The organism is [Clostridium] citroniae WAL-17108 (genome assembly GCF_000233455.1).
In the GTDB taxonomy this organism is placed as follows: Bacteria; Bacillota; Clostridia; order Lachnospirales; family Lachnospiraceae; genus Enterocloster; species Enterocloster citroniae.
Window position 1 is genome coordinate 143,094 of record NZ_JH376424.1, and the last position, 26,993, is coordinate 170,086.

30 protein-coding genes are annotated in these 26,993 nt (G+C 49.4%); 26 read left to right on the top strand and 4 right to left on the bottom strand.

Annotation, left to right across the window (positions count from 1 at the left end; all coding sequences use genetic code 11):
• The first annotated feature begins 49 nt into the window (after positions 1-49).
• From trkA to rsfS, 11 genes are all read left to right on the top strand, one after another.
• The gene (gene trkA, locus HMPREF9469_RS17805; protein WP_007864492.1) at positions 50-1,405 is read left to right on the top strand and encodes a Trk system potassium transporter TrkA; all 1,356 of its coding nucleotides are present in this window, start codon (positions 50-52) and stop codon (positions 1,403-1,405) included.
• Positions 1,406-1,417: 12 nt separating this feature from the next.
• Positions 1,418-2,857 carry a TrkH family potassium uptake protein gene (locus tag HMPREF9469_RS17810; RefSeq protein ID WP_007864494.1) on the top strand — a complete coding sequence of 480 codons (1,440 nt, stop codon included), beginning with the start codon at positions 1,418-1,420 and terminating at the stop codon, positions 2,855-2,857.
• Positions 2,858-3,295: 438 nt separating this feature from the next.
• The gene (locus HMPREF9469_RS17815; protein WP_007864497.1) at positions 3,296-3,913 is read left to right on the top strand and encodes a hypothetical protein; all 618 of its coding nucleotides are present in this window, start codon (positions 3,296-3,298) and stop codon (positions 3,911-3,913) included.
• Positions 3,914-4,078: 165 nt separating this feature from the next.
• Positions 4,079-4,387, top strand: coding sequence for a 50S ribosomal protein L21 (gene rplU / locus HMPREF9469_RS17820; protein WP_007864499.1), 309 nt, complete (start codon positions 4,079-4,081; stop codon positions 4,385-4,387).
• 11 nt (positions 4,388-4,398) lie between these two features.
• The gene (locus HMPREF9469_RS17825; RefSeq protein ID WP_040416756.1) at positions 4,399-4,740 is read left to right on the top strand and encodes a ribosomal-processing cysteine protease Prp; all 342 of its coding nucleotides are present in this window, start codon (positions 4,399-4,401) and stop codon (positions 4,738-4,740) included.
• Positions 4,741-4,743: 3 nt separating this feature from the next.
• Positions 4,744-5,034, top strand: coding sequence for a 50S ribosomal protein L27 (gene rpmA, locus HMPREF9469_RS17830; protein ID WP_007864521.1), 291 nt, complete (start codon positions 4,744-4,746; stop codon positions 5,032-5,034).
• A gap of 88 nt (positions 5,035-5,122) precedes the next feature.
• Entirely contained in the window at positions 5,123-6,412 is a 1,290-nt protein-coding gene (obgE, locus tag HMPREF9469_RS17835; RefSeq protein ID WP_007864523.1) for a GTPase ObgE, read from the top strand.
• Positions 6,413-6,423: 11 nt separating this feature from the next.
• On the top strand, positions 6,424-6,723 hold the full coding sequence (gene yhbY / locus HMPREF9469_RS17840; protein WP_007864524.1) for a ribosome assembly RNA-binding protein YhbY: 300 nt from the start codon (positions 6,424-6,426) through the stop codon (positions 6,721-6,723).
• A 14-nt stretch (positions 6,724-6,737) separates the two neighbouring features.
• Positions 6,738-7,385 (top strand): nicotinate-nucleotide adenylyltransferase, encoded by a 648-nt coding sequence (nadD, locus tag HMPREF9469_RS17845; RefSeq protein WP_007864525.1) that lies wholly within the window; start codon positions 6,738-6,740, stop codon positions 7,383-7,385.
• 12 nt (positions 7,386-7,397) lie between these two features.
• Complete coding sequence (gene yqeK, locus HMPREF9469_RS17850; RefSeq protein WP_007864526.1) at positions 7,398-8,009, top strand: bis(5'-nucleosyl)-tetraphosphatase (symmetrical) YqeK; 612 nt, start codon at positions 7,398-7,400, stop codon at positions 8,007-8,009.
• Positions 7,987-8,337, top strand: a complete 351-nt coding sequence (gene rsfS, locus HMPREF9469_RS17855) for a ribosome silencing factor (protein WP_007864527.1) — start codon at positions 7,987-7,989, stop codon at positions 8,335-8,337. Before yqeK ends, rsfS begins: the two co-directional genes overlap by 23 nt.
• 90 nt (positions 8,338-8,427) lie before the next feature.
• On the opposite strand, the gene lexA is transcribed toward rsfS, so the two are convergent.
• Positions 8,428-9,042, bottom strand: coding sequence for a transcriptional repressor LexA (gene lexA, locus HMPREF9469_RS17860; RefSeq protein ID WP_007864529.1), 615 nt, complete (start codon positions 9,040-9,042; stop codon positions 8,428-8,430).
• A 180-nt stretch (positions 9,043-9,222) separates the two neighbouring features.
• On the opposite strand from lexA, the gene yneA reads away from it, so the two are divergent.
• The 9 genes from yneA to atpC all read left to right on the top strand — a co-directional run bounded on the left by yneA (position 9,223) and on the right by atpC (position 16,355).
• On the top strand, positions 9,223-9,507 hold the full coding sequence (yneA, locus tag HMPREF9469_RS17865; protein ID WP_007864531.1) for a cell division suppressor protein YneA: 285 nt from the start codon (positions 9,223-9,225) through the stop codon (positions 9,505-9,507).
• Positions 9,508-10,068: 561 nt separating this feature from the next.
• Positions 10,069-10,758 carry a F0F1 ATP synthase subunit A gene (locus tag HMPREF9469_RS17870; protein WP_007864552.1) on the top strand — a complete coding sequence of 230 codons (690 nt, stop codon included), beginning with the start codon at positions 10,069-10,071 and terminating at the stop codon, positions 10,756-10,758.
• Positions 10,759-10,806: 48 nt separating this feature from the next.
• A complete protein-coding gene (gene atpE, locus HMPREF9469_RS17875; protein ID WP_007864555.1) occupies positions 10,807-11,031 on the top strand; it encodes an ATP synthase F0 subunit C in 225 nt (74 codons plus the stop codon).
• 24 nt (positions 11,032-11,055) lie between these two features.
• Complete coding sequence (gene atpF / locus HMPREF9469_RS17880; protein WP_007864568.1) at positions 11,056-11,547, top strand: F0F1 ATP synthase subunit B; 492 nt, start codon at positions 11,056-11,058, stop codon at positions 11,545-11,547.
• 25 nt (positions 11,548-11,572) lie between these two features.
• On the top strand, positions 11,573-12,055 hold the full coding sequence (gene atpH / locus HMPREF9469_RS17885) for an ATP synthase F1 subunit delta (protein WP_227161307.1): 483 nt from the start codon (positions 11,573-11,575) through the stop codon (positions 12,053-12,055).
• A gap of 10 nt (positions 12,056-12,065) precedes the next feature.
• On the top strand, positions 12,066-13,574 hold the full coding sequence (gene atpA / locus HMPREF9469_RS17890; protein ID WP_007864575.1) for a F0F1 ATP synthase subunit alpha: 1,509 nt from the start codon (positions 12,066-12,068) through the stop codon (positions 13,572-13,574).
• A 19-nt stretch (positions 13,575-13,593) separates the two neighbouring features.
• Positions 13,594-14,490, top strand: a complete 897-nt coding sequence (gene atpG / locus HMPREF9469_RS17895) for an ATP synthase F1 subunit gamma (protein ID WP_007864578.1) — start codon at positions 13,594-13,596, stop codon at positions 14,488-14,490.
• Between the two features lie 17 nt (positions 14,491-14,507).
• Complete coding sequence (atpD, locus tag HMPREF9469_RS17900) at positions 14,508-15,908, top strand: F0F1 ATP synthase subunit beta (protein WP_007864581.1); 1,401 nt, start codon at positions 14,508-14,510, stop codon at positions 15,906-15,908.
• A gap of 33 nt (positions 15,909-15,941) precedes the next feature.
• Positions 15,942-16,355: an ATP synthase F1 subunit epsilon gene (gene atpC, locus HMPREF9469_RS17905; RefSeq protein ID WP_007864583.1), complete on the top strand. Its 414-nt coding sequence runs from the start codon at positions 15,942-15,944 to the stop codon at positions 16,353-16,355.
• Between the two features lie 41 nt (positions 16,356-16,396).
• On the opposite strand, the gene HMPREF9469_RS17910 is transcribed toward atpC, so the two are convergent.
• Positions 16,397-17,287 carry a LysR family transcriptional regulator gene (locus HMPREF9469_RS17910; protein ID WP_007864585.1) on the bottom strand — a complete coding sequence of 297 codons (891 nt, stop codon included), beginning with the start codon at positions 17,285-17,287 and terminating at the stop codon, positions 16,397-16,399.
• A 521-nt stretch (positions 17,288-17,808) separates the two neighbouring features.
• Here HMPREF9469_RS17910 and HMPREF9469_RS17915 point away from each other — a divergent pair.
• The 3 genes from HMPREF9469_RS17915 to HMPREF9469_RS17925 all read left to right on the top strand — a co-directional run bounded on the left by HMPREF9469_RS17915 (position 17,809) and on the right by HMPREF9469_RS17925 (position 21,987).
• On the top strand, positions 17,809-18,432 hold the full coding sequence (locus tag HMPREF9469_RS17915) for a DUF3793 family protein (RefSeq protein WP_007864587.1): 624 nt from the start codon (positions 17,809-17,811) through the stop codon (positions 18,430-18,432).
• 4 nt (positions 18,433-18,436) lie between these two features.
• Positions 18,437-18,874 carry a flavodoxin gene (locus tag HMPREF9469_RS17920; RefSeq protein WP_007864590.1) on the top strand — a complete coding sequence of 146 codons (438 nt, stop codon included), beginning with the start codon at positions 18,437-18,439 and terminating at the stop codon, positions 18,872-18,874.
• A gap of 227 nt (positions 18,875-19,101) precedes the next feature.
• Positions 19,102-21,987, top strand: a complete 2,886-nt coding sequence (locus tag HMPREF9469_RS17925) for a diguanylate cyclase domain-containing protein (protein WP_242827924.1) — start codon at positions 19,102-19,104, stop codon at positions 21,985-21,987.
• On the opposite strand, the gene HMPREF9469_RS17930 is transcribed toward HMPREF9469_RS17925, so the two are convergent.
• Positions 21,957-23,117 (bottom strand): DUF2812 domain-containing protein, encoded by a 1,161-nt coding sequence (locus tag HMPREF9469_RS17930; protein ID WP_007864596.1) that lies wholly within the window; start codon positions 23,115-23,117, stop codon positions 21,957-21,959. The genes HMPREF9469_RS17925 and HMPREF9469_RS17930 overlap by 31 nt on opposite strands.
• A 165-nt stretch (positions 23,118-23,282) precedes the next feature.
• Between HMPREF9469_RS17930 and HMPREF9469_RS17935 the strand changes: the two genes are divergently transcribed.
• Positions 23,283-24,521, top strand: a complete 1,239-nt coding sequence (locus tag HMPREF9469_RS17935; protein WP_007864600.1) for an MFS transporter — start codon at positions 23,283-23,285, stop codon at positions 24,519-24,521.
• 20 nt (positions 24,522-24,541) lie between these two features.
• Here HMPREF9469_RS17935 and HMPREF9469_RS17940 read toward each other — a convergent pair whose 3' ends face one another.
• Positions 24,542-25,384 carry a YitT family protein gene (locus HMPREF9469_RS17940; RefSeq protein WP_007864612.1) on the bottom strand — a complete coding sequence of 281 codons (843 nt, stop codon included), beginning with the start codon at positions 25,382-25,384 and terminating at the stop codon, positions 24,542-24,544.
• 256 nt (positions 25,385-25,640) lie between these two features.
• On the opposite strand from HMPREF9469_RS17940, the gene HMPREF9469_RS17945 reads away from it, so the two are divergent.
• Both HMPREF9469_RS17945 and HMPREF9469_RS17950 read left to right on the top strand, forming a co-directional pair.
• Positions 25,641-26,024 carry a metal-dependent transcriptional regulator gene (locus HMPREF9469_RS17945; protein ID WP_007864613.1) on the top strand — a complete coding sequence of 128 codons (384 nt, stop codon included), beginning with the start codon at positions 25,641-25,643 and terminating at the stop codon, positions 26,022-26,024.
• 29 nt (positions 26,025-26,053) lie between these two features.
• Positions 26,054-26,968 (top strand): YitT family protein, encoded by a 915-nt coding sequence (locus HMPREF9469_RS17950; RefSeq protein ID WP_007864616.1) that lies wholly within the window; start codon positions 26,054-26,056, stop codon positions 26,966-26,968.
• Positions 26,969-26,993: the final 25 nt, after the last annotated feature.

Sequence of the window (26,993 nt, forward strand, 5' to 3'; positions counted from 1 at the left end):
TTAGAATATCACATAAGAATATCACATAAGGGAGTTAAAGGGGAAGGAAATGAAGATTATAATTGTTGGCTGCGGCAAGGTGGGAACCACCCTGGCCGAGCAGCTGAACAGGGAGCATCACGATATCACTTTGATCGACTCAGACGGCGAGGCGCTGCAAGCAGTGGCTGACAGCATTGACGTCATGTGTGTCACGGGAAATGGAGCCGTATACCAGGTCCAGATGGAGGCCGGGATCAAGGAGGCGGATCTTCTGATCGCCACCACCAATTCCGATGAGCTGAACATGCTCTGCTGCCTGATTGCCAAAAAGGCAGGTAACTGCCACACCATTGCCCGTATCCGCAACCCTGAATACTCGGCAGAGATCAATTATATCCGTGAGGAACTGAACTTGTCCCTGGCCATTAATCCGGAACTTGCGGCTGCAAGGGAGATTGCCAGGCTGCTGCGTTTCCCCAGCGCGATCAAGATCGAGCCGTTCGCAAAGGGAAGGATCGAGCTGCTTAAATTCCAGATCCCAAAGGGCTCCTGTCTGGACCAGATGAAGGTTTTGGAAGTGGTGAGCAAGCTAAAGAGCAATGTGCTGATCTGCGCGGTTGAGCGCGGTGAGGACGTGGTGATCCCGGATGGTAATTTTGTAATGCTGGGAGGGGACAAGATCTCCTTTATCGCGCCCCATTCGGACTCTGCCGAATTCTTCCGCAAGGCCGGTATTGAGAATAATACGGTGAACTCAGCCATGTTTGTGGGCGGGGGAAGACTTACGGTGTATCTGGCCAAGGCGTTGACCGGGGCCAAGATCAAGATAAAGATCATTGAGAGGGATGAGGAACGGTGCAGGCTCTTAAGTGAACTGCTTCCGGAAGCCATGATCATTCACGGGGATGGCTCCGACCAGCAGCTCCTTTTGGAGGAGGGGATCCGCCAGACAGAGGCATTTGCATCCCTGACCGGTTTTGACGAGGAAAATATCATGCTCTCCCTGTACGCGGCCAGCCAGTCCCGGGCAAAGCTGATCACAAAGGTCAATAAGATCGCCTTTGAAAATGTGATCAATTCCCTGAACCTGGGAAGTGTGATCTATCCCAAGATGCTGACCGCGGATATCATTCTCCAGTATGTCCGCGCCATGCAGAATTCCATGGGAAGTAACATAGAGACACTTTACAAGATCGTTGCGGACAAGGCCGAGGCCCTGGAATTCAGGGTGAGGGAACACTCGCCGGCAGTGGGAATCCCGCTGGAAACACTGAAACTTAAGAGCAATCTGCTGGTTGCCTGTATTAGCAGGAATGGTAAGTTTATCACGCCCCGCGGCAAGGATGTGATCCAGATTGGTGACTCGGTCATCATTGTGACCACACACACAGGGCTTAATGACTTAAAGGACATTTTGGGATAAGGCGGGCAGGATATGAATCGGAGTATCATTATTTATATGCTGGGCTGGATCATGAATATTGAAGCCCTGTTTATGCTGCTGCCTGTTCTGACAGCTGCTGTTTATAAAGAAAACATTGGTTATATCTACCTGGGGGTGGCCGTTGTGTGCGGCCTTCTGGGATTTGCATGGACCAGGAAGAAACCAAAGACAAAGATGTTTTTTGCCAGGGAGGGGTTTGTAACCGTTTCCCTGGGCTGGATCATCCTGAGCTTTTTCGGGTGCATGCCCTTTGTGATCAGCGGTGAGATCCCGCATATCATTGATGCCATGTTTGAGATCGTGTCCGGTTTTACCACCACGGGATCCAGCATTATCCCCAAAGTGGAGGACCTGTCCAAGGCATCCCTGATGTGGCGCAGCTTTTCACACTGGATCGGGGGTATGGGGATTTTGGTATTTATCCTTGCCATCCTTCCCATGGCCGGGGATTACAACATGCATATCATGAGGGCGGAAAGCCCGGGGCCTTCCGTGGGAAAACTGGTGCCCAAAATAAGGATCACCGCCAAGCTGCTGTATACCATTTATTTCTGTATGACGGTAGTTATGGTCATATTGCTCCTTGTTGGGAAAATGCCTGTTTTTGACAGCATCTGCATGAGCTTTGGCGCTGCAGGTACAGGAGGATTTGCCTGCCGTAATTCAGGCCAGGCCGACTACACCGTCTACCAGCAGGGGGTCATTACCGTGTTCATGCTGCTGTTTGGCGTGAATTTTAATGTATATTACCTGATGCTGATCAGGAAACCAAAGGATGCGTTCCGCTGTGAGGAATTGAGGGGATATCTGGCAATTGTAGCCATTGCCGTCCTGTTCATCACCATGAATATCCGCCACCTGTTCCCAACCCTGTTTATGGCTTTTCACCAGGCGGCTTTCCAGGTTTCCTCCATTATCACCACCACGGGATATTCCACCATTGATTATAACAGCTGGCCGGAGTTTTCCAAAGCCATTCTGCTGCTGATCATGTTTATTGGCGCCTGCGCGGGCAGTACCGGCGGCGGCATGAAGGTATCACGTATCATGATCGCCTTTAAGGAGATCAAAAAGGAGATGGCATCGGTGATCCATCCGCGCAGCGTGAAGGTGCTGAAGTTTGAGGGGAAACCATTGGAACACAATACCCTTCGTTCCCTCAATGCCTATATTATTGTATATTTTATGATATTTGCTATCTCCACCCTGATCGTAAGTCTGGACAACTATGACTTTATGACTTCCTTTTCAGCCGTGGCAGCTAATCTGAATAATATCGGGCCAGGCATGTCGGTGGTGGGACCTGCATCCAACTATTCCATGATGTCCTACCTGAGCAAGACCGTGCTTATTTTCGATATGCTGGCCGGAAGGCTGGAGCTGTTCCCCATGCTGGTGCTCCTGTCACCAGGCACCTGGAAACGCAATTGATGCCCGCCTGGCAGCGCCTGCGCCAGATGCAGTTTGGCATCCGGCATTTGATAAATAAAATGTGAAATGCCGGTGAACAATCTGTGACCTGGCTTGACGGCGGACTTTGAAAAATGATATGCTCTTTCTATCCATAACGAGCCTCTGCACTAAGTTCGTAAAAGACCTCACTAAGTGCCAGCGGCATGTATCGCACGTAAGCGCCTGAGAGACAGGCGCCAAGTGCTCATAACGAGCCTCTGCACTAAGTTCGTAATAGACCTCACTAAGTGCCAGCGGCATGTATCGCACGTAAGCGCCTGAGAGGACAGGCGCCAAGTGCTCATAACGAGCCCCTGCACTAAGTTCGTGAGAGACCTCACTAAGTGCCAGCGGCATGTATCGCACGTAAGCGCCTGAGAGACAGGCGCCAAGTGCTCATAACGAGGAGGAACGGATATGAAGAGATTCACTTGTATCCTGGGCAGCGCCATATTGGCAGCTGCACTGAGCAGCCATACGGCGCTGGCGGAAAACCAGGACCGCGGACAGGAGACATACCAGACTGCTGAGGAAGGATATGGGAAAACGGACCAGGAGATTTACGGCCGGGGGAGCTACGTGATCGGAGTGGACATGCCGGCTGGGGAATATGCTGTTTTTACAGAGGACACATCGGAGAATCATGCATTTTCCTCCTGTACCTTTACCTTATATAAGAATGACAGGGACGAAAAAAAGATCGGTACGTTCCGTTTCCAGCACCACGGGCTGATCACCCTGTACAATGGTCAGCATCTGATCCTGAGCAGGGGATATGCGGTCCCGGCGGATCAGGCTGATATTTCGGCCGGAACCACAGGAATGTATAAGGCGGGCCGGGACATGGAGCCGGGAACTTACAGGCTCACGCCTCTTACATCAGATGGCGCCCATTATGCCCTGTATAATGATGTCCGGTATTACTATGATTATATGGATGACTACCAGACCTTTTTTGAGCCGGTGACCGTGACCCTGGAGGAAGGGCAGTATATCGAACTGATGGACGTCAGTTCTGTGGAGAAGATCGATTAAAAAATATTCAAAATAGTGGAAATTTCTGTTGACATCGGGAAATGGAAATGCTATTATAATCAAGTATGCCGCACAGCGAGGTTCTAAGATTCTGCCCATTTTCCTTGAGGAGAAGAGGCGTGAAACACCGCAGCTGGCGAGTAATGATTATAGGAGGTGCCTTTCATGTACGCGATTATTGCAACAGGCGGAAAGCAGTACAAAGTAGCAGAAGGCGATGTCATTAAGGTAGAGAGACTGGGCGCAGGCGCAGGCGAGACCGTAACTTTTGACCAGGTGCTGGTTGTGAACAACGGCGAACTGCAGATTGGATGCCCGACCGTTTCCGGAGCAACTGTTACAGCAACAGTTGAGAAGGAAGGTAAGGCTAAGAAAGTTATCGTTTACAAGTATAAGAGGAAAACTGGCTACCACAAGAAGAACGGCCACAGACAGCTTTATACCCAGGTTAAGATTGACAAGATCAACGCTTAATTGTAAATGAGATGATTAAAGCAACCGTATTAAAAGATTCCACGGATTCAGGCAATGTCATCTACAGAGGGATCGTGATGGAGGGACATGCTGAGTATGCAGAGGAAGGTGAGGATATCATCTGCGCTGCAGTATCTGCATTAGCTCTGAACTTTTTCAACTCAGTGGAGACATTTACGGAAGATGAATTTGAAGGCGGGGCAGGACAGGAGAACATGCAGTTTGAGTTCCGCTTTACTTCAGAGATAAGTCCTGAATCAAAGCTCCTTATGAATTCTCTTATTCTGGGTCTTCGGAATATTGAGAAGGATTATGGGAAATCATATATTAATGTTAAGTATAAGGAGGTGTAAGACATGTTAAAGATGAACCTTCAGTTATTCGCTCATAAGAAAGGTGTTGGTTCTACCAAGAACGGTAGAGACTCTGAGGCCAAGAGACTTGGTGCCAAGAGGGCTGACGGACAGTTCGTGCTGGCTGGCAACATTCTGTACAGACAGCGCGGAACCCACATTCATCCTGGCAACAACGTAGGCAAGGGTGGCGATGATACCTTATTTGCTTTAGTAGACGGAGTTGTTAAGTTTGAAAGAAAGGGAAGAGACAGAAAGCAGGTTTCTGTTTACCCAAGGGCAATCAACGAATAATTTCGAAGGGCTCCATACTTAGCGTATGGAGTCCTTTTTTCTTCAACTGCATTTTTGTTGAAGAACCACACCACAGGAGGTGCTATGTATGTTTGCCGATAGTGCAAAAGTATTTATTAAATCCGGCAAGGGCGGAGACGGCCATGTGTCGTTCAGGCGGGAGCTTTACGTCCCCAACGGCGGTCCTGACGGAGGTGACGGAGGCCGGGGCGGCGATGTCATTTTTCAGGTTGACAAAGGAAAGAATACCCTGGTGGATTTCCGCCATATCCGCAAGTATGTTGCAAGGGATGGCGAGGAGGGCGGCAAAAAGCGCTGTCACGGCGCGGATGCCGATGATCTGATCGTCAAGGTGCCTGAGGGGACCGTGATCAAGGATTTTGAATCCGGCAAGGTGATCGCGGATATGTCGGGTGACCATCAGCGTGAAGTGATCCTCAGAGGCGGCAAGGGCGGCCTTGGCAATATGCATTTTGCAACATCGACCATGCAGGTGCCCAAGTATGCACAGCCCGGACAGCCGGGAGCAGAGCTGTGGGTACAGCTGGAACTTAAAGTGATCGCGGATGTGGGACTGGTAGGATTTCCTAATGTTGGAAAGTCCACCCTGCTGTCCGTTGTCAGCAATGCAAAACCGGAAATTGCCAATTACCATTTTACCACATTAAATCCCCATTTGGGCGTGGTGGACCTGGGAGATGGGGCTGGCTTTGTTATGGCCGATATCCCGGGACTGATAGAGGGAGCTTCCGAGGGCGTGGGCCTGGGACATTCCTTTCTCAGGCACATTGAACGCACCAAGGTACTGGTCCATGTGGTGGACGGTGCATCCGTGGAGGGCCGTGATCCGCTGGAGGATATCCGTACTATCAACCGGGAACTGGAAGCGTATAATCCGGACCTGTTAAAGCGCCCCCAGGTGATTGCGGCCAACAAAATGGACGCATTTTACACGGAGGAGGAGGCAAGTGAACTTTTGGATAAACTGCGGGCAGAGTTTGAACCCCAGGGCATCCGGGTGTTTGCCATCTCGGCTGTGAGCAGACAGGGCGTGAAAGAACTGCTCTATTATATCAATGATCTGTTAAAGACCGTGGATGATGCGCCTGTCATATTTGAAAAGGAATTCGAGGTTGGGTATGAGGGCGACCGGAACCTGCCGTATACTGTTTCCAAGGCAGAAGACGGAGTCTACGTGGTAGAGGGCCCCAGGATCGAGAAAATGCTGGGATACACCAATCTGGATTCTGAAAAAGGCTTTGATTTCTTCCAGAAGTTCCTTAAGAGTACCGGGATCCTCAACGACCTGGAAAAAGCCGGCATTGAAGAAGGGGATACGGTCCGTATGTGCGGGCTGGAGTTTGATTACTATAAGTAAAAGGAGATAATATGACAAGTAAGCAGAGAGCATATCTCAAGGGATTGGCCATGAACATTGTTCCTGTATTCCAGATTGGGAAATCCAGCCTTACGCCTGAGATCACCCAGGCCGTGGATGAGGCCCTGGAAGCCAGAGAACTGATCAAGATCACTGTGCTGAAAAACTGCCTGGATGACGGCCGCTCCATTGCGGAGGTTTTGGCAGAGCGCACCCATTCCCAGGTGGTGCAGGTGATCGGAAGAAAGATCGTTCTTTACCGGCCGGCAAAGGACGAAACAAAGAGAAAAATCGTACTGCCTGAAAAATAAGGGAGAGGATTTCTATGGCAAGGATAGGAATTCTGGGCGGAACATTTGACCCCATCCACAATGGCCATCTGCGGCTGGGAAAGCGGGCATATGAGGAATTTGAGCTGGAGAGCATATGGTTCATGCCATCCGGAGTGCCGCCCCATAAAAAGGACCACAGGATCACAGAGGGTAAGATGCGCAGGGATATGGTAAAACTGGCAATTGCAGATACCCCCTGTTTTCTGTATTCTGATTTTGAATTAAAGCGCAAAGGCGATACCTATACGGCGCAGACACTGAGCCTTTTGCACAGGGAGCGTCCGGAGGATGAATTTTATTTTATTATAGGAGCAGATTCCCTGTATGAGATTGAACATTGGTACCATCCCGAGGCGGTGATGGGGCAGGCCGTGCTCCTGGTGGCAGGCAGGGCTTACAGACATCCCCACAGGAATATGGAGGAACAGATCGCCCGTTTGTCCCTTAGGTACGGCGCCAGGATCTATCCCATCCACTGTCCTGAGATGGACATATCATCAGAGGGGATCAGGAAGGCAGTGGCGGAAGGGCGGCCAATACGGGACGCAGTCCCGGAACCGGTGGAAGAATATATCAGGGTCCACGGCCTGTATAGGGAAAATGCAGCCGGAGGCTATGACGGTGGGAAAAAGACATGTTAGGAGGATGAGCATATGGAAAATCAATGCAGTCAAATCATGATACTGAGAAAAAAACTCAGTTCAAAGCTGGCTCCCATGCGTTACGAGCATTCCCTCAGTGTTTCCTTTACCTGTATGAACCTGGCCATGCGCTACGGATATGACCTGGATAAGGCTGAACTGGCCGGGCTGATGCACGATTGCGGAAAACGCTATTCGGATGACATTATCCTGAAGAAATGCATCAAGCATGGCATTGAGGTTACGGAAGCGGAGTTGAATGCCCTGCCAGTGCTCCATGCAAAATACGGGGCGTGGCTGGCAGAGCACAAGTACCAGATTACGGACAGGGAGATCCTGGATGCCATTGGATGCCATACAACGGGAAAACCGGACATGACGGTTCTGGATAAAATTCTCTATATTGCGGATTACATTGAGCCCAGACGCTTTAAGGCTGAGAATCTGCCGTTGATCCGCAGGCTGGCATACGAGAACCTTGATGAAACCATGTATGCCATATTATCGGGAACCCTGGAATATCTTGATAAAAAAGGCGGAAGTATTGACCCTATGACAGTTGAAGCATATGAATATTTTAAGGAGATGAAAGGAGACAGCAATGAACTCAAAGGAAATGGTTAAGCTGGCTTACAATGCCCTCAGTGATAAAAAGGGCGAGGACATTAAGATCATCGATATCCAGTCCGTGTCTGTTCTGGCCGACTACTTTATCATTGCCCATGGAAGCAACCCCAATCAGGTTCAGGCCATGGCTGACAATGTGGAGGAAGTCCTGGGCAGGGAGGGCTGCGAGTGCAAGCAGATCGAGGGATATCAGAACGCCAATTGGATCCTTATGGATTATAAGGATGTGATCGTCCATATATTCTGCAAGGAAGACAGGCTGTTCTATGATCTGGAGCGGATCTGGAGGGACGGAAAGACCTTCGTGGATATAGACGAGTTATAATATGCTAAAACGTGCGGTCACCGGGATAAGACATGTATTCCGGTGACCGCACGTTTTATATTATAGGTTTGACTTTGCATGTTCTGCGGACTACATCATACGGATCAGGCCGATCACCTTGCCAAGAATCTCCACGTGGTCCGTTATGATGGGATCCATGGCATCATTCTCGGGCTGCAGGCGGTAATGGCCCTTTTCCTTATAGAAACGCTTCACGGTGGCGGAGTCATCTACCAGGGCCACAACAATCTCGCCGTTGTCAGCAGTAGGGCGCTGCTCCACGATCAGCTGGTCGCCGGGCAGGATTCCGGCGCCTATCATACTTTCTCCCTTTACCTTCAGCATAAAGGTCTCTGCGTTGGGAAGCGCCTCGGCTGGAAATGGGAAGTAATCCTCGATCCGTTCCTCTGCCAGGATGGGCTCTCCTGCAGCAACCGTACCGATCAGGGGAATGTTCACCATCTCCCTGCGGTTAAAGTTAAAGGTGTCATCCAGGATCTCGATCGCCCTGGGCTTAGTGGGGTCGCGGTGGATATAGCCTTTATCCTCCAGGGCCGACAGATGGGAGTGGACAGAGGAAGTGGACTTTAAATGAACCGCCTCACATATCTCACGCACAGCCGGGGGATACCCCTTCTTAAGTATAGTGTCTTTTATGTATTCTAATATCTCCTGCTGTTTAGAAGTAATTTTATCCTGAGCCATATTCAACCTCCTGCATTTTCTAAATCTATAGTAACATATGTTCGGTAAAAATGCAAACCTTTGTTCGGTTTTTTCGGCAAAAACCATTGACAAACGTGTGTTCGGGTGCTATATTATATATATACAAAAGAACACACGTTCTGGAGTGCGCATGAAGGAACCGCCTTAGGGAGGTTGCATATGAGAAAGTTAATAGTTACCTGTTTTGCAGTGCTGTTGTTAGTCACCATGTTTATGGGGCGTGCTATGTTCACCTCCATGGCGAAAGAGGAGACTACGGCTGCGCCGTATTATAAGAGTATCCAGATCCGGGAAGGGGACAGCCTGTGGAAGATAGCTGACCAGTATAAAGAGGGAAGTTCCATGAGCACTCATGAATATGTGGACCGTTTGATCCAGATGAACAATCTGAAGAAGGACACGATCCATGCAGGACAGTATCTTACAGTGGTATATTTTGAATAGTTCCTTATATATATAATATAGTGTCAAGCACATCTCAGATACCTGTGAGGCGCAGGCCATGCCTAGCATGTTATAATGCATCAGCGCATCTTAAGGAATCTGACGGAGGCTTTGTCATGGAACTGAGATTCCTGCCATGACCAGGTTTCTGCCGTGGCCAGATTCCCTCTATGATAAATTTATTACTGCTCACCGTCTAAAGAAGCGGGAATTTTGCCTGAGGGAAAGATGAATCCGTTAACATCCCCTGGAGACAGCCTTAGCGGCATGTCTTCAGGGGTTTTCTGCATTTTTTTGCCGCATGTATTCTTGCATATAATTTCCTGAATTTTTTTGTATAAATACTTGCAAATTTTTAGGTCTATGTAAAATCCGTGTAAAGAAACCAAAGGTGGTCAATAAAAATATAAACAAAAATCAATATTGTTTTTAGTGTATATTGTATATATTTTAGTTTCATAACTTTTATATTATCAATTTATAAATAATATGTATTTGAAATTATAAAACACAGTGACTATAATTAGGCAAAGCAAAAGAAGAGAAAGGGGGTTGGAAGATATGGATGGTTTAGTGGAATCGCTGATGGACGAACTGAACTGCAATGTGGTGTTTACCATACCGCTGTTTGGAGGGATCGATGTGCTGGAATCAGTTGTGGTCACCTGGATCATCATGGCAGTGATGATGGCATGTTCCCTGCTTCTTGTCCATGGCCTTAAGGTAAGGCAGATCAACAACAAGCAGGCCGCGCTGGAAAGTGGCCTTTCTTTTATCTATGACTTCTTTGAGGGTCTTTTGGGTAAGGATGGCCGGGATTATATTCCCTACCTGATCACCGTGGTGCTTTACATTGGGGTTGCCAACATGATCGGCCTTTTTGGATTCAAGTCGCCCACCAAGGATCTGAATGTGACGGTATCCCTGGCCGTTATGAGCATTGTGCTGGTGGAAGCTGCCGGAATCAGGAAAAAGGGAGTAAAGGGCTGGGTCAAGAGTTTTGCGGAGCCCATTGCCATTATAGCGCCCATTAACGTGCTGGAGCTGTTTATCAGGCCGCTTTCGCTGTGTATGCGATTGTTCGGCAATGTTCTGGGCGCCATTGTGGTCATGGCATTGATCAAGCATCTCCTTCCGTTGATCGTGCCGCTGCCGTTCAGTTTTTACTTTGATATATTTGACGGAGTGATCCAGGCCTATGTGTTTGTGTTCCTCACGTCACTATATATAAAAGAGGCAATCGAAGATTAACCATTAACAGTATATGAGAAAATTTAAGAGAAAAAGGAGAATCATATTATGACAGGATTAATTGCTTTAGGTGCAGGTGTTGCAGTAGTTACAGGTGTTGGTGCGGGAATTGGAATTGGTCTGGCTACCTCCAAGGCAGTGGATGCCATCGCAAGGCAGCCCGAGGCAGACGGTAAGATCACAAAGGCCCTGCTGCTGGGATGTGCCCTTGCCGAGGCAACCGCTATTTACGGATTTGTGATCGGTCTTTTGATTATTCTGTTCTTAAAATAAAAACAAGCAGGAAGGCGTTTGAATATGTTAAATATAAACATTTGGAATATAGCCTTTACGGTCATTAACCTTCTGGTGCTCTACATATTCATGAAGCACTTCCTTATTGGCCCGGTACGTAAGATACTGGATGAAAGGAAGCAGATGATTGAACGTGATCTGGACGATGCAAAGAATACCAGAACAGAGGCGGAACAGATGAAAGCCAGCTATGAGGTTTCCATGGGCAAGGCCGAGGAGGAGGCATCGCGGATCATTGAGAGCGCCAAGTCCAGGGCAGGGGATGAATACAACCGTATCATTGCCCAGGCCAGGGAAGACGCTGCAAAGAAGATGGAGGATGCTGATAAGACCATCGCCCTGGAAAGGGAGAAGGCCATGAATGACCTGAAGGTCTCCGTTGCCGGACTGGCCATGAGTGCTGCTGCAAAACTTTTAAGCGAGCAGAGCGGACCTGAGAATGACAGGAACCTTTACAACCGCTTTTTAGCAGAATCAGGTGATCGAAATGACTGAGACGGCCAGGAGATATGCGATTGTTTTGTATGAATTAGAAATACCGGGGCAAATGGTAAAAAACGCTGCGGATGTGATTAAGGAAAACCCTGAACTGAACAGGGTACTTACAAGTCCTGTGGTTCCCATGGGAAGTAAGCATGCCGTCATAGAAAAGGTATTCAGAGAACCGGAATATTCCGGTCTGATGGTGCGTTTCCTGAAAAAGGCTTGCGATGCGGGGTGCATCGGACAGATGGGGGATATTGCAGATGCATGGCAATCCTACTCCCTCAGGATGGAAGGCGTGATGGAGGCGGAACTCCACTATGTGACCATGCCGGGTGCGGCCCAGATTGCAGGAATGAAACAGTTTTTGTGCAGCAGATACCATAAAAAGGATATAGATCTCCGACTGGTAATGCAGCCTGACCTGGTGGGCGGATTTGTCCTGAAAGCCGGGGATACAGAATATGATTACAGCCTGAAGGGACAGCTGAACCAGCTGTGCCGGGCAGTAGTAAGATAGGAGTATTGATATGAGCACAATCAGTTCCCAGGAAATCATCTCCATTATCAAAAGTGAGATTGAGGATTATGATACCCATGCCGGCCAGGAACAGGAGACAGGTTCTGTTATCTGGATAGGCGATGGTATCGCAATTGTATACGGCATGGAACATGCCATGTACGGAGAGATTGTAATATTTGAAAACGGTGTCCGGGGAATGGTCCAGGATATCCGTAAGGATGAGATCGGTGTTATCCTGTTTGGCAAGGATACGGAGATATCCCAGGGTACAAAGGTGGTCCGCACAAAGAAGAGGGCCGGGGTGCCTGTGGGAAGCGGATTTTTAGGCCGGGTTGTGAACGCATTGGGCAATCCCATTGACGGACTTGGCCCTGTGAAGGAGGAGGATTACCGGCCGGTGGAAGAGGAAGCGCCGGGAATCGTGGACAGGAAGTCGGTAGGGGTTCCCATGGAGACGGGTATATTGGCCATTGACTCCATGTTTCCCATTGGCCGCGGACAGCGTGAGCTGATCATCGGCGACCGCCAGACCGGAAAGACCTCCATTGCTATAGATACCATACTGAACCAGAAGGGGAAGGATGTGATCTGTATCTATGTGGCGATCGGGCAAAAGGCATCCACGGTGGCAAAGCTGGTATCCACCCTTAAAAAGAGCGGCGCCATGGACTATACCATTGTAATGGCCTCCACGGCCAGCGAGGCAGCGCCCCTGCAGTACATAGCTCCCTATTCAGGAACAGCCATGGCGGAGTTCTTTATGTACCAGGGAAAGGATGTTCTGATCGTATATGATGATCTGTCTAAGCATGCGGTTGCATACCGCGCCCTGTCCCTGCTGCTGGAGCGCTCCCCGGGACGTGAAGCATACCCGGGGGATGTGTTTTACCTGCACTCACGCCTTCTGGAGCGTTCCAGCAGGCTGAGCGATGCAAAGGGAGGCGGATCCATCACGGCACTGCCCATTATTGAGACGCAGGCAGGGGACGTGTCCGCATACATTCCCACCAATGTCATTTCCATCACAGACGGACAGATTTTCCTGGAAAGTGATCTGTTCTTTTCAGGAATGAGACCGGCTGTGAATGTCGGCCTTTCCGTATCACGCGTGGGCGGTGCTGCCCAGACAAAGGCCATGAAAAAGGCGTCCGGAAGCATAAGGATCGATCTGGCCCAATACCGCGAGATGGAAGTATTTACCCAGTTCAGCTCAGACCTGGATGAATCCACAAAAGAGCAGCTGGCTTACGGCAAGCGTCTGATGGAACTTCTCAAACAGCCTTTGGGAAGGCCTCTCAGCCTGCATGAGCAGGTCATTACCCTCTGTACAGCCACCCACAAGGTAATGCTTAGCGTGGATGTGGATAAGATTAAGGAATTTCAGATGAACATGCTGGCCTGGTTTGATGAAAAGCATCCGGAGATCGGTAAAGAGATCGATGAAGCCGGGAATCTCACCGAAGAGCTGGTACAGAAGATTCTGGACAGCGCCAACCAGTACAAGGCATCCATCTGACAGGGAAGAAGGAGATAGTATGGCAAATGCAAGAGAAATCCTGGGCCGTATGAAAAGCGTCCAGGATACCAGGAAGATAACCAATGCCATGTACCTGATCTCCTCCACAAAGCTTAAGAAAAGCAAAAAACTGCTGGAGGAGACAGAGCCTTACTTCTATACATTACAGGATTTGATACGCCGTATCCTGCGCCATATGCCGGAAGTGGAGCATTTTTACTTCAATCCCAGGAAAGAGATCAAGGAACAGGACAGGATGAAGGGCCTGATCGTTATCACGGGCGACAAGGGCCTGGCAGGCGCTTACAACCATAATGTGCTGAAGATGGCTCATGAGTGGATGAACCAGGGAAGCAATCACCGCCTCTATGTGGTGGGAGAGCTGGGACGTCATTATTTCAGCGCAAAGCATGTTCCTGTGGAGGAGCAGTTCCATTATACGGTGCAGAATCCTACCATGCACAGGGCGCGGATGATCGCGTCCACGGTGCTGGATGATTATGAGGAAGGCAGATTGGATGAGGTGTGGATCCTCTACACCCAGATGATCAACAGCATGAAGATGGAGGCCCAGATCGTACAGCTGCTTCCCCTTAAACGGGAGGATTTCAGCAACATTGTGATTCCGGCCGACATCATACAGGAGGAGATACAGATGGTTCCCTCCCCCAGTGCTGTCATGGACAATGTGGTACCCAACTATGTGACAGGATTTGTGTTCGGCGCCCTGGTAGAGTCCTTTTGCAGTGAGCAGAATGCCAGAATGATGGCAATGCAGTCGGCAAGCGACAATGCCAATGAGATTTTGAGCGAACTGTCCATTGAATATAACCGTGTAAGGCAGGCTGCCATTACCCAGGAGATAACTGAGGTGATCAGCGGTGCCAAGGCACAGAAAAAGAAACATACTACGTAATTTAGAAGGAGGCAGCCATGAGCAAGGGAAAGATCATACAGGTTATGGGACCTGTGGTTGACGTGGCGTTTGAAGATGAGCACCTTCCCCATATCAAGGATGCCCTGGCAGTAGATAACCAGGGAAAGCGGTGTGTCATGGAGGTGGCACAGCATATTGGCGGCAATGTGGTCCGCTGTATCATGCTGGCTTCCAGTGACGGGCTGTGCAAGGATATGGAGGTAGAGCCCACGGGATCCGGTATCCAGGTGCCCGTAGGCAAGAAAACCCTGGGACGGCTATTTAATGTCCTTGGGGAGACGATTGACGGCGGAGAGAGCCTGGATCATGAAGATAAATGGGTGATCCACAGGGACCCGCCCTCCTTTGAGGACCAGAGCCCGGTGGTGGAGATGCTGGAGACAGGCATCAAGGTAATTGATTTGCTGGCTCCCTATGCAAAGGGCGGAAAGATCGGCCTGTTCGGCGGAGCCGGCGTGGGCAAGACCGTACTGATCCAGGAACTGATCACCAATATTGCCACTGAGCACGGCGGATATTCCATATTCACCGGCGTGGGTGAGCGTTCCCGTGAGGGAAATGACCTTTGGACAGAGATGGGCGAGTCCGGGGTTCTGGATAAGACGGCCCTGGTATTCGGACAGATGAATGAGCCGCCCGGGGCACGTATGCGCGTGGCTGAGACAGGGCTTACCATGGCTGAGTATTTCAGGGACGTGGAGCACCAGAACGTACTTTTGTTCATTGATAATATATTCCGTTTTGTGCAGGCCGGTTCTGAGGTATCCGCCCTGCTTGGGCGTATGCCTTCCGCGGTTGGCTACCAGCCCACCCTGGCAACAGAGGTAGGCGAGCTTCAGGAGAGGATCGCTTCCACAAAGAATGGTTCAGTTACCTCGGTACAGGCAGTCTATGTGCCGGCGGATGACCTGACGGATCCGGCTCCGGCCACCACCTTTGCCCATCTGGACGCCACCACGGTCCTTTCCAGAAAGATTGTGGAACAGGGGATTTACCCAGCAGTGGATCCGCTGGAATCCACCTCACGTATCCTGGAGGAGGATGTGGTGGGTAAAGAGCATTATGAGGTTGCAGGCAAGGTACAGCAGATGCTTCAGAAATATAAGGAGCTTCAGGACATCATTGCAATCCTTGGCATGGAGGAATTGTCGGAAGAGGATAAGCTGACTGTTAACCGGGCCAGGAAGATCCAAAGGTTCCTGTCACAGCCGTTCCATGTGGCGGAGAATTTTACAGGCGTGCCTGGAAAGTACGTTCCTGTGAAAGAGACGATCCGTGGTTTTAAGGCGATCATTGACGGAGAGATGGATCAGTATCCTGAGGCTGCATTCTTTAATGTGGGCACCATTGATGAGGTTGTAAAAAAAGCCGAAACCATGGAACACAGTGAAGGGTAAGCATATGGCTGATTCACGGAAAGGAGCCCGGATATGTCTACATTTTGGCTGAAGATAGTGGCCAGCGACCATATTTTTTATAATGGAAACTGTGAAACACTGGTCGTTCCCGCCCATGACGGAGAGTTTGGTATTCTTCCCCATCACGAAGCCATGATCCTGGCTACCCAGGAGGGCGAACTGCGGTTTAGGATACCCGGAGAGGGGCAGTGGAAGGAAGCGGTTGTGGGGCGTGGGATTGTCCAGGTGGTCAATAACCGTGTGACCATGATCGTGGACACGGCGGAACGCCCGGAGGATATTGACGCGGTCAGAGCCAAGGAAGCCCTGGAACGGGCGGAGGAGCAGATGCGCCAGAAGCAGAGCCTGAGGGAGTTCAGAATGTCCCAGGCATCCATGGCCAGGGCCTTGACAAGGCTTAAGGGAAGTCATCTGAAGGAATTATAATAAAATATGGTTTGGAACAAAAAGTTGGCTGTAGGGATTTCCTACAGCCATTTTGAGTTCTGGATCAGAAAATCACAGAAATCCCTGACAATGGGGTTCTCCTTGCCATGGGGAGAGCACATCAGGATGATCTGTCTGCGGCAGACCTGGTCTTTGATGGGAAGGAGCTTGACCGGCGATTGAGGGGCCAGAGGACCCCACTCCGCTGACAGGGGCCCCCAGGAATACTGGGGCCAGAAACCAATGCCCAGACCTGCCGCGATCAGATTGCGCACGGACTCGGTGGTGTCGCTTTCAAATATGATCTTAGGTGTAAAACTGGCTTCTGAAAAGTAGCTGTTGCAGATCTGGCGTATGGGGCGGGAACCGGCCAGGCATATGTAGCCTGCATTATTGGTATCAGCCAGGCAGATGGAGTCCTTGTCCCCATATGGGGAATGGGTGGGCACGGCCAGGTACAGGTCCTCCTCCAGCATGACCATGTAGTCGGAGTACTCATCGCTTTTAACATCGGAGCGGATGGCAGATACACAAAGGTCATAATCCGTGGTGGCGTCAGATTGGTTCAGCTGGAAATTTACATCCGGCCGCAGGGAACGATAGGCGATAATGCGGTTGGTGATCAAAGTGGACGCTGCAAGAAGCTTCAGGTGGATGGTATGGCTGGAACGGTACTGTCCGGCACGCAGCTCTCCCGGGATACGGTCCAGGGCGCTTATAAGGGGGATCAGACGCTTCTGGAGCAGACGTCCTGCTTCGTTCAACTCGATGCTCCTGCTTTTCCTCTCAAACAGAGGGATGCCAAGTTCCGCCTCCAGCCTGTGGATGGCCTGTGAAAGGGCGGGCTGTGCTATCTGAAGATGCTCAGCAGCCTTTGTCATATGCTGGTATTCGGCTGCTGTCAAAAAATAACGCAATTGTAATAATTCCATAACTTACCTCTACTTATCTATCATTGGTCCGGAGTATGTTTGAAAATTGCTTTTTGCCGGATAGCGGATATGAATCCTCAAACAGACCCTAGGGTTCATTATATAACATTTCCCCGGAATTTGCATTCAGAATATAAAAAACTGTTATTTGCAGTTAGTTACAGTTGACGACAGTCGGGTCTGGTGTCAGCGGCCGGATATATGGTTAAAATACATGAGATAAAAACGAAGAGAAAAAAACACGCGAGAGTTTATCGCGCAAATACGACTGAATTTGATGGAAAAATGTCACAAGCAATGAATGAGAAAAAAACTCACAAAGATTCCGCGCAACAGCATCCCTGCCTTGAAGCCCAAAATTAGGTTCAGATCCCTGTAGTGAGAAACATTCCCAATTACCTATCTTGCAAATTCCTGATGCAGCTGATAGAATATAGAACAGAAGTTAGCTAGAACTAACCTTATATAACAGTTAGATAGCGCCTAAAACGAATTATCATCTGCCCCAGGAGGTGCCCTATATGAGCAAAGAAACCCTGCATCTGTTGATGACCATGAACCATGACAATCTGGAAACACAGATTGCCATGCAGTGTGCCCCGCTTCTCACCGGGATGAAGATATCCAATCTTCTCACTGTCGGCAGCAGGAAAAAGCAGGAAGTATTGAGAACCTTCAGAAGAACGTCCATCTCGTGCTATGTACTGTACGAATCCGGGGAAAAGACCACATTTCTCCTTTACAGGAAACAGAAGCTGGAGTCTTATCTTGACCAGCCGCAGATCAAGCAGCTGATGGAGCGGTTTGGATACGGCTGCCAGGATCCGGTTTCCATACTCAGGCTTGTGTCCCGGCGATATAAAGCCCATATGGAAGGGGGACGCGGCTTTCCTCATGAGATCGGCGTGCTGTTGGGATATCCCCCGGAGGATGTGATCGGATTTATTGAGAATAACGGAAAGAATTTCCTGTGCGTTGGATATTGGAAGGTATACTCCAATCTCAATGAGTGCAGGTCCATTTTCAGGCGGTATAATCATGCCAGGGAGCATGTGATCCATATGGTATCACACGGCATGGATATTGCGGATATTCTTGAGATTTATGGTTTAAAACAATATAAATCAATGACAATAGGAGGATGAAAACATGAATCAGATTATGGTAGTATATTGGTCCCAGACCGGCAACACGGAGGCAATGGCCAATGCAGTGGCGGAAGGTGTGAAGGAAGCCGGTAAGGAGTGTACGGTTGCGGAAGTCTCGTCCGTATCCGCGGATGTGCTGAAGGATGCGCCTGTATTTGCACTGGGTTGTCCGGCCATGGGGGCGGAAGTCCTTGAGGAGGATGAGATGGAGCCCTTTATGGAGGCTGTTGAGGCATTTGCGGGCGGGAAACAGATCGGTCTGTTTGGCTCTTATGGATGGGGAGACGGCCAGTGGATGCGTGACTGGGAGGAGCGCGTTCAGAATGCCGGGGCTGTTCTGGTAGGGGGCCAGGGTGTGATCGCCCAGGAGGTTCCGGATGAGGATGCCCTGAGTCAGTGCAGGGAACTGGGAAAATCATTGGCAGGACTGCTGGCATAGAATACATCACCCTGTCCGGTCCGTCATAGGTGACGGGTTATGAAAACAATAGGGTAAGGGATAGGAACGATCCTCCGGGAAATAGAGCCCGGGGGATCTTTCTGTTATAAAAGGTAAAAAAATTGCATTTTCCTTTTTAAAATGTTATGGTATAGGATAGAAATAAAGTTTCTGCTATGCAGCTTTTGTCTGTTGTGACAGCAGAAGAAAGAAGGGGAACGGACAAGGTGCTGGAAGAAAAATTGGAGTTGGGAAAGGAAGGGGAAAGGGAATACGGAGGCCGGGATACCGTTCTTATTGTAGATGATATAGAGGTGAACCGGATTATCCTCAGGGGGATTTTCGAGAAGGATTACAATCTGTTGGAGGCTGAAAATGGCGACCAGGCAATGCTTTTTTTAAAACAGTATCACAGGCAGATCGCCGCTGTGCTCCTGGATCTGGTCATGCCTCAAAAGGATGGGTTTCAGGTGCTGACAGAGATGAATGATCTGGATATGCTTGCTGAGTGTCCGGTCATTGTGATCACCTCCGAGGATTCGCCGGATAATACGGTTAAAGCCTTTGACCTTGGCGCTTCCGACATTGTGATGAAACCGTTTGAGCCGGTGGTGGTGAAACGCCGCGTACAAAACAGTATTGCCCTCTGCCAGAACCAGCAGAATCTTCAGGAACGGATCGATGAGCAGGCTGCCAGGCTTCTGGAGTCCAATGCGGTGATGATCGATGCCCTGTCCGCCATTATTGAGTACCGGAGCGTGGAGACAGGACAGCATATACAGCGGATCCGTATGTTTACAAAGGTGCTGCTGGAGGAGGTATCCAATCATTTTCCGGAAATAGGATTTGACAAAAGACAGATCGATATCATAGCCAGCGCTTCCTCCATGCATGATATTGGGAAGATTGCCATCCCGGATTCCATCCTTAACAAGCCGGGAAGGCTTACTCAGGAAGAATTTGGAATCATGAAAACCCACACCACAAAAGGCTGTGAGATGCTGGAGAACCTGGACCGCATGGGGGATAAGGAGTATCTCCGGTATGCCTATAACATCTGCAGGTATCATCATGAAAGATGGGACGGAAAAGGATACCCGGATGGGCTTCACGGGGACAATATACCCATCTGTGCCCAGGTAGTGGGGATTTGTGACTGCTATGACGCACTGACCTCCGACCGCGTTTACAAAAAGGCTATCCCCCCGGCCCGGGCGATCAATATGATCCTGAACGGGGAATGCGGAGTATTTTCTCCCAGGCTGTTGGAGTGTTTTAAGAATGTCAAGGATACGTTTGCCGGATTATCCAATGAATATCAGGACGGGAAGACCATGAAGGTTTCAATGCTCACCGCAGACGAGGCGGTAAGCCGCTATGGTGAGAACCAGGAAAGCCAGCATACGGGTCAGCATAAATATCTGACATTGCTGAAGTATATTGATTCCACTGTGGTGGAAGTGGATTTTAACACAGGTTTCTTCCATGTTGTGTATCTGGCAAGCCATGATTTCGATCTGCTAAAGTCCAGCAGCTGTTTTGAGGAAGCTTTTGGCAATTTTGCCCGGACCGCCATTCACCCGGATGACAGATCTGTTGCGATCAAGCTTCTGGGGGAATACCAGCATGATTTTATGGATAAGGGCTTTAACAAAAAAAGCCGGAGTTACAGGATCTATGACCGTGTATACCAGGTATACCGATGGTGCCGGGCCACCATGCTGCGGGTCAATACAGGCAATCCTTATCAGAAAAAAGCCCTGCTCATATGGAGCGAACTGGAGCCGGATGAAGGAGAACTGCCTGTTTCCAGTGCCATGGAGCTTCGGATGTTCAATGACGCTGCCCTCAGCCGCATGATAGGGAGTGTCCAGAGCTGTCTCAATGACAGGGAATTCACCCTTGTTAAGACCAATGGGGGCCTGAATGAATTTTTGGGGTACAGCGATGAGGAGATCAGGGAACGCTTTGATAATAAGTATCTTAGAATGATCTATGCCCCGGATCAGGGCAGGGTCGTGGAAGAGACGGCCAGGCAGCTTAGTGAAGGCAGATCAGCGGAGTTGGAATACCGTTTGGAGACAAAGGAAGGGGAGATCCTGTGGGTTCTGGAAAAATGCCAGGTGGTGACCGGATCCGACAACACGGAACATCTGGTGTGCGCACTGATGGAGATCACAGCCACCAAACAGGCTCAGGAGGAGCTGCGTCTGTCCCTGGAGCGCCACAGGATCATCATGGAACAGGCGGAGGATATCCTCATCGAGTGGGACATTGGAAAGGATACCGTAAATTATTCATCTAATTTTGGAAAAAAGTTAGGGTATGTGCCCATCCGGGAAGAATTCACCCGCAAGGTGCGTCTGATATCCCATATCTACCCGGCCGATCTACCGCTGTTCCTGGAAGATTTGGAGGAGTTAAAAAAAGGACTGCCCTATAAAGAGATGGAATTCAGGCTGTCAGATGGGGAGGGACGGTATAAATGGTTCCGGCTGAGGGCCTCCTCCCAGTTTGACGCCCTGGGCCAGGTCAGCCGTGTGATCGGCATGCTGGCTGATGTAGATGAGCAGAGAAGGACGGCAGAGGCCCTTCAGTACCAGGCGGAACGGGATGAACTGACCCGGCTTTATAACCGCCGCCAGGCCAGAAAACTAATCGATGCCATGCTGGAAAAGCCGCTTCACGGCAGTCTCAATGCGCTCCTGATCCTGGATGTGGATAATTTTAAACAGATCAATGACAACAGGGGCCATATGTTCGGGGACATGGTGCTGCGAAATGTTGCGGATGTGCTGAACCGGCAGTTTCGCGGGGAGGATATCCTGTCCAGGATCGGGGGCGATGAATTCCTGATCTTTATGACCTGTGTTCCGGATGTGGACACGGTCAGGAAACGCATGTCCATGGTCCTTGCATCCATTCAGGAAATGTTCACGCAAAAGGGGATCATATTCCACCCCACCTGCAGCATAGGCGCTGCATTCCATCCCAATGACGGACTGGATTTTACAACCCTGTTCCAACGGGCGGATCTGGCAATGTATGCTGCAAAGGATAAGGGAAAAAGCCGCTATCAGGTCTATGATCCCTCCATGGGGCGGGGAAGGTAACTGCATTTGACGGCAATGGCGTTTAGGGCTGATATCATTTCACCATGGTCGTGAAAGGGATAAGTTACATAATAGACCATATCGCCTGACACGGCAATACACTCCAGTCGCTGGCCGGTCCAGGCATAGTCCAGTCCCGGAATATCCTGGGCAATAAAGTCCGCGGGTAGTTTGGCAAAGGTGGCGTCCATCATCAGGGAATTCATCAGCGGTATTGCCATGCCGCCATATTTAAGATGGTAAACGTCCTGATACATCCACAATTCTTTGCCGTCAGCTTCAACCGTTTCAAATGTGTCCCAGTGTTCCGCGAGAAGTGACTGGTCATAAACCACCTGACTGCTTCTATTTGTCACAAAGCTTTGGTTCCTTTGACCTGTGACCCCCATGTCGGAGAGCAGGATATACGGACCATCCGACTGAGAGGGCATGTCATAGGTGAGGCGGCCGATTCTCTGGAATAATGCCAGGCCTCCCAGCATCACGGTACACAGGATCAATGTTCGGTCCGTGAACCGGAGAATGGGGTGAGCGGGAACGGATGGATGATCCGGTGAGATTCCCCTTTCCATGTACCGGCGCAGGCGGCCAATATGCCATATCCCCCGTATGTTACTGTACACGCTCCACAAAAGAAAGGACGCAAACCCGGCCGACAAAGCGGTTTCCTCCACCCAGATGCGGTAAAACTCCACGTGAAAATGCCCCTGCCCGACTACTGCGTAGGATACGTTCCATAAAAGGATCAGGAAGAAAACGCATATCAGCGGCTGGAGCAGTGCGCTGACATACTGTTTTCTAAGGGGTTTTAGTGTATCTGCCTGCTTCCGCGGCTGGGGATATAATGCAGTGACCCCGCGGCTTTTTGGAACACAAAAGATATGGATGCAGCCGTGGCCGGTCACATATTCCCATCCCTGTTCCTTAAATCCGGCTTTTCTTTTTTCCAGTTCTTTTGGGGACGCTGTATCGACCCTGTACTGCATGGCGCAGTTACCGTCAGGGGAAAAGCGGCTGAGGATCGCCCCGCGCTTTGTAAGCCGCCATCCCTTGGCCGCCATATCTGTATAGAATTGTTCAGTCTCACCAATCTCATAATCTTTGGGGTGAAATGCGTATTTTTTCTCCATGGTCCGGTCCTCCCCATCTGTTGTTATGACTCATTTATACCATATATGAAAAATATGTCAACTCAGAGCAGGATCCATATACTCATAAAGAAATCACTGATCATATTGATTTTATCCCATATACTATCTATAATATAATTTTAATCACTGATTGGGAGCGTTGGAATGAACGGATCAATATCAAATTGGAAACAAAACTTTTTTACAATATGGGCAGGGCAGGCATTGTCTCAGTTTTCCAGCTCTGTCCTTCAGTTTGCCATTGTGTGGTATCTTACGGATCAGACTGGATCCGCCCTTGTGCTGTCAGCAGCCATGATGATGGGATTTCTGCCCCAGGGAGTTTTGGGGCCGTTTATAGGCGTGTTTATTGACCGATACAACCGGAAGCGGATCATGATCATATCCGACCTTTTGATCTCTGCAGCCAGCTTTGTCATGGTGATCGCAGGATGGATGGGCGTGCTGTCCACTGAGCTGATACTTGCGGTCCTGCTGTGCCGCTCTGTGGGTTCGGCATTCCATACCCCCTGCCTGCAGGCGGTTACGCCCCAGATCGTACCTGAGGACCAGCTGACCAGATGCGCCGGATATTCCCAGGCCCTTGGGTCTGTTTCACAGATATTAAGCCCGGTTCTGGCTGCTGTTTTTTATAGTTCATGGAGTTTAAGCGGGATCATTTTCCTGGATGTTATAGGTGCCCTGACCGCAGTGTTTACCCTGGGGATCACCAGCATTCCGGAACTGCCCAGGGACGGGAGCCGGGGAAAGGTGCAGGTGCTGCGGGAGGCAAAAGAAGGATTCCAGATCCTCCTCACTAACAAGGGGATGCTGGGCTTGGTTCTGATCGGTACTCTTTATACACTGGCGCTGATGCCCGCCAGCGCATTGTTTCCTCTGATGAGTATGTCCTATTTTAACGGGACCAGCACCCATGCAAGTTTGGTTGAGGTCGTGTTTTCACTGGGGCTTTTGTTTGGCTCCCTGATCCTGTCCAGGTGGGGAGGAACAAAAAACAGGATCCATACCATTATTGGTTCCTTCCTGTTGATGAGTTTCAGCTTGTTTGTCTCAGGGGTCCTTCCGCCAGGGGGATTTTCCCTGTTTGTTGTCTGTTCCTGGCTGATGGGGGTGTCCGGACCTTTTTATTGGGGAATCTATACACCGCTGCTGCAAAGCAATTTTGAGGCAAGATACCTGGGACGTGTGCTGTCATTGTCCAGCAGCATACAGTTGATCAGCGGCCCGGTGGGCTTGGCTGTTTCAGGAGTATTTGCGGAAACATACGGGGTTGAAAAGTGGTTCCTGATTGCAGGAGCGCTGGTTTTGCTGGCTTCATTCCTCTGCCTTGCAGTGCCTGCAGTGCGAAACTGTGACACAAGAGGAACTACCTTTAGCGGATAAGGGAATATCTGCGCCGTTTATCAGCATTTGGGCCTGTATATGATCTCATTTACCGTATAGACTGTCACAAATGCATCCTTATCCGTCTTTAAGACAAATGTCATCAGCATGGAGTACTCGCTTTTATCAACAATTGTAATGATCTCTCTTCTGGGCTTTTTGTCATAGGCGCCAATGGCTTCATAGATGGTCGCGCCGCTGTGGAGATGATGGAGGATGAATTCCCTGATCTCTTCCTCGTGTTCGGAGATGATGCATACACGTTTCCTGATATTAAAGCCAAAAATAAAATGGTCCAGGGCAATTCCGTTTAAATAAGTTCCCAATACACTCAGCACCACGATCTTTTTATCATAAACTAGGGCGGAGGACAGGGCCACGCACATGCCGGCCAGTGACATGGCCTTGCCCAGTTCCATGTGCAGATACTTGTTCAGGAATTTTGCCACTATGTCCAGTCCCCCTGAGGAGGCGTTCCGGTTAAACAGCATGGCAAGACCGATGCTCACCACAAAAATATAGCAGAGCATGTCCAGAAACGCGTCATTGGTAACGGACTGGTTGTCCGGAAACATCAGTTCAAACACAGCCAGCACAACCGGAAGCAGGAAGGAGGTGTATACGGTTTTTGAGCCGAATTCTTTTCCGATGAACAGGAAGCCCAGAATCAGAAGAAAAATGTTCAGTACAAAGGTGATGGCGGAAATCTTCAGGGGAATAAAATTCCCAAGCACGATTGCCAGACCGGATATGCTTCCCACTGATACATGGCTGGGTATCAGAAAAAAGAAGACTGCCGCAGCTACAATAACAGTGGCAAATGTAATCATGATGAACTCCCAGACCGCTTCCCGTTTTTTCATGTTAAATCTCCCATCAATCCATTATTGTCTGTTCAATCCGTATTGGTCCGCAGGTTAAACAGACTTAAAAATATCCTTTGGTATTGTATCACACGAAGGACTTTCATGCAATTCACAGATGCTTTTCTGTAAAAACAAGGAAGAAAGTGATTGAACAGTTGTGGTAATATGATACAATTATGGGAGGAGAAAGAGAATGGATAAAAGCAATCCTTGATCGATCTGTTCATATTTAATTAGGGAGGCGGGGGGTTATATGAAACTGAGCACATCACGAGAGGAATATCTAAAGGTTATTTATATTTTAAAGAACAATAAGGGCACGGTCCGCTCCATTGACATCGCACAGCACATGGGAATTTCCAAACCAAGTGTTTGCATTGCGGTTAAGCAGCTGGAGGAGCAGGGATATATTAAAAAGGATCCTGCCGGTTTGATTGAGCTGACAGACAGCGGCAAGGCGGAAGCCGAGCTGGTGTTTGAGATGCACTGCTTTTTTGAGCAGGTACTCATGGATGCCGGTATATCCCATGAACAGGCGCATATTGACGCCGGGAGGCTGGAGCATGCCATCAGTGAGGAGAGTTTTGAAGCCCTGAAAAAAGCGGGGTTGCTGCATGAGCTGGAACAAGACAAATAACAGGGCAGATAACAGGGCAGGAGATATGCATGGAAGAGAATAACATTGTTTCAGATTTTACTCAGGGAAAGCTGAAAAAGACGGATCGAAACAAGCAGTGGAGGGATGCAGGCGCATTCCTGTGTATTCTGCTGGGGAGCCTGATTGTGGCCGTCAACATGAATACATTTGTGGAGCAGGGAAAACTGGTGCCCGGAGGCTTCTCAGGGTTGGCAAAACTGATCCAGAGGGTGGGCCTGACTTTTTATGATGTGAAGATCTCATTTACTGTGCTCAATGTATTATTTAATGCAATACCGGCTGTATTTGCCTACCGGCTGGTGGGCAGGAAATTTACAATCCTGTCCTGCATCAGCCTGCTTACAGTGTCGGTTCTGGTGGATGAGCTGCCGGTCATACCCATCACGGGAGATATCCTGCTGATCTCTGTTTTTGGAGGGATCCTCAACGGATTGGGAATGAGCCTTATCCTTAACCATAATGCCAGCGGAGGGGGGACGGATTTTATAGCCATGTCCCTGTCCGTCAAGTATAAGGTGTCCACATTTAACTATATGCTGTTGTTCAGCGCGGTGATCATCCTGGTTTCAGGAGCAATCTTTGGCATGGACAAAGCATTATATTCTATTATTTTCCAATTTTGTAATACACAGATCATCAATACCTTTTATAAAAAATATAAGAAGAAGACTCTGCTCATTGTCACGGACCATCCGGCGGACGTATCAGCCGACCTGCTTGAGCTTACAAACCACAGCAGTACCATATTGAAGGGATTCGGCTCATATACGGCCCATAAGAAGTATATGATCTATACCGTGCTGTCGGACAATGATGTGCGGAAAATGAAAAAGAGGATCCGGGAGCAGTATCCCGACACATTTGTGAATGTCATAAATTCCAGCGATGTGATGGGGAATTTTTATATACAGCCATTTGAATGATGAATGGGGCGGGACAGGGACAACT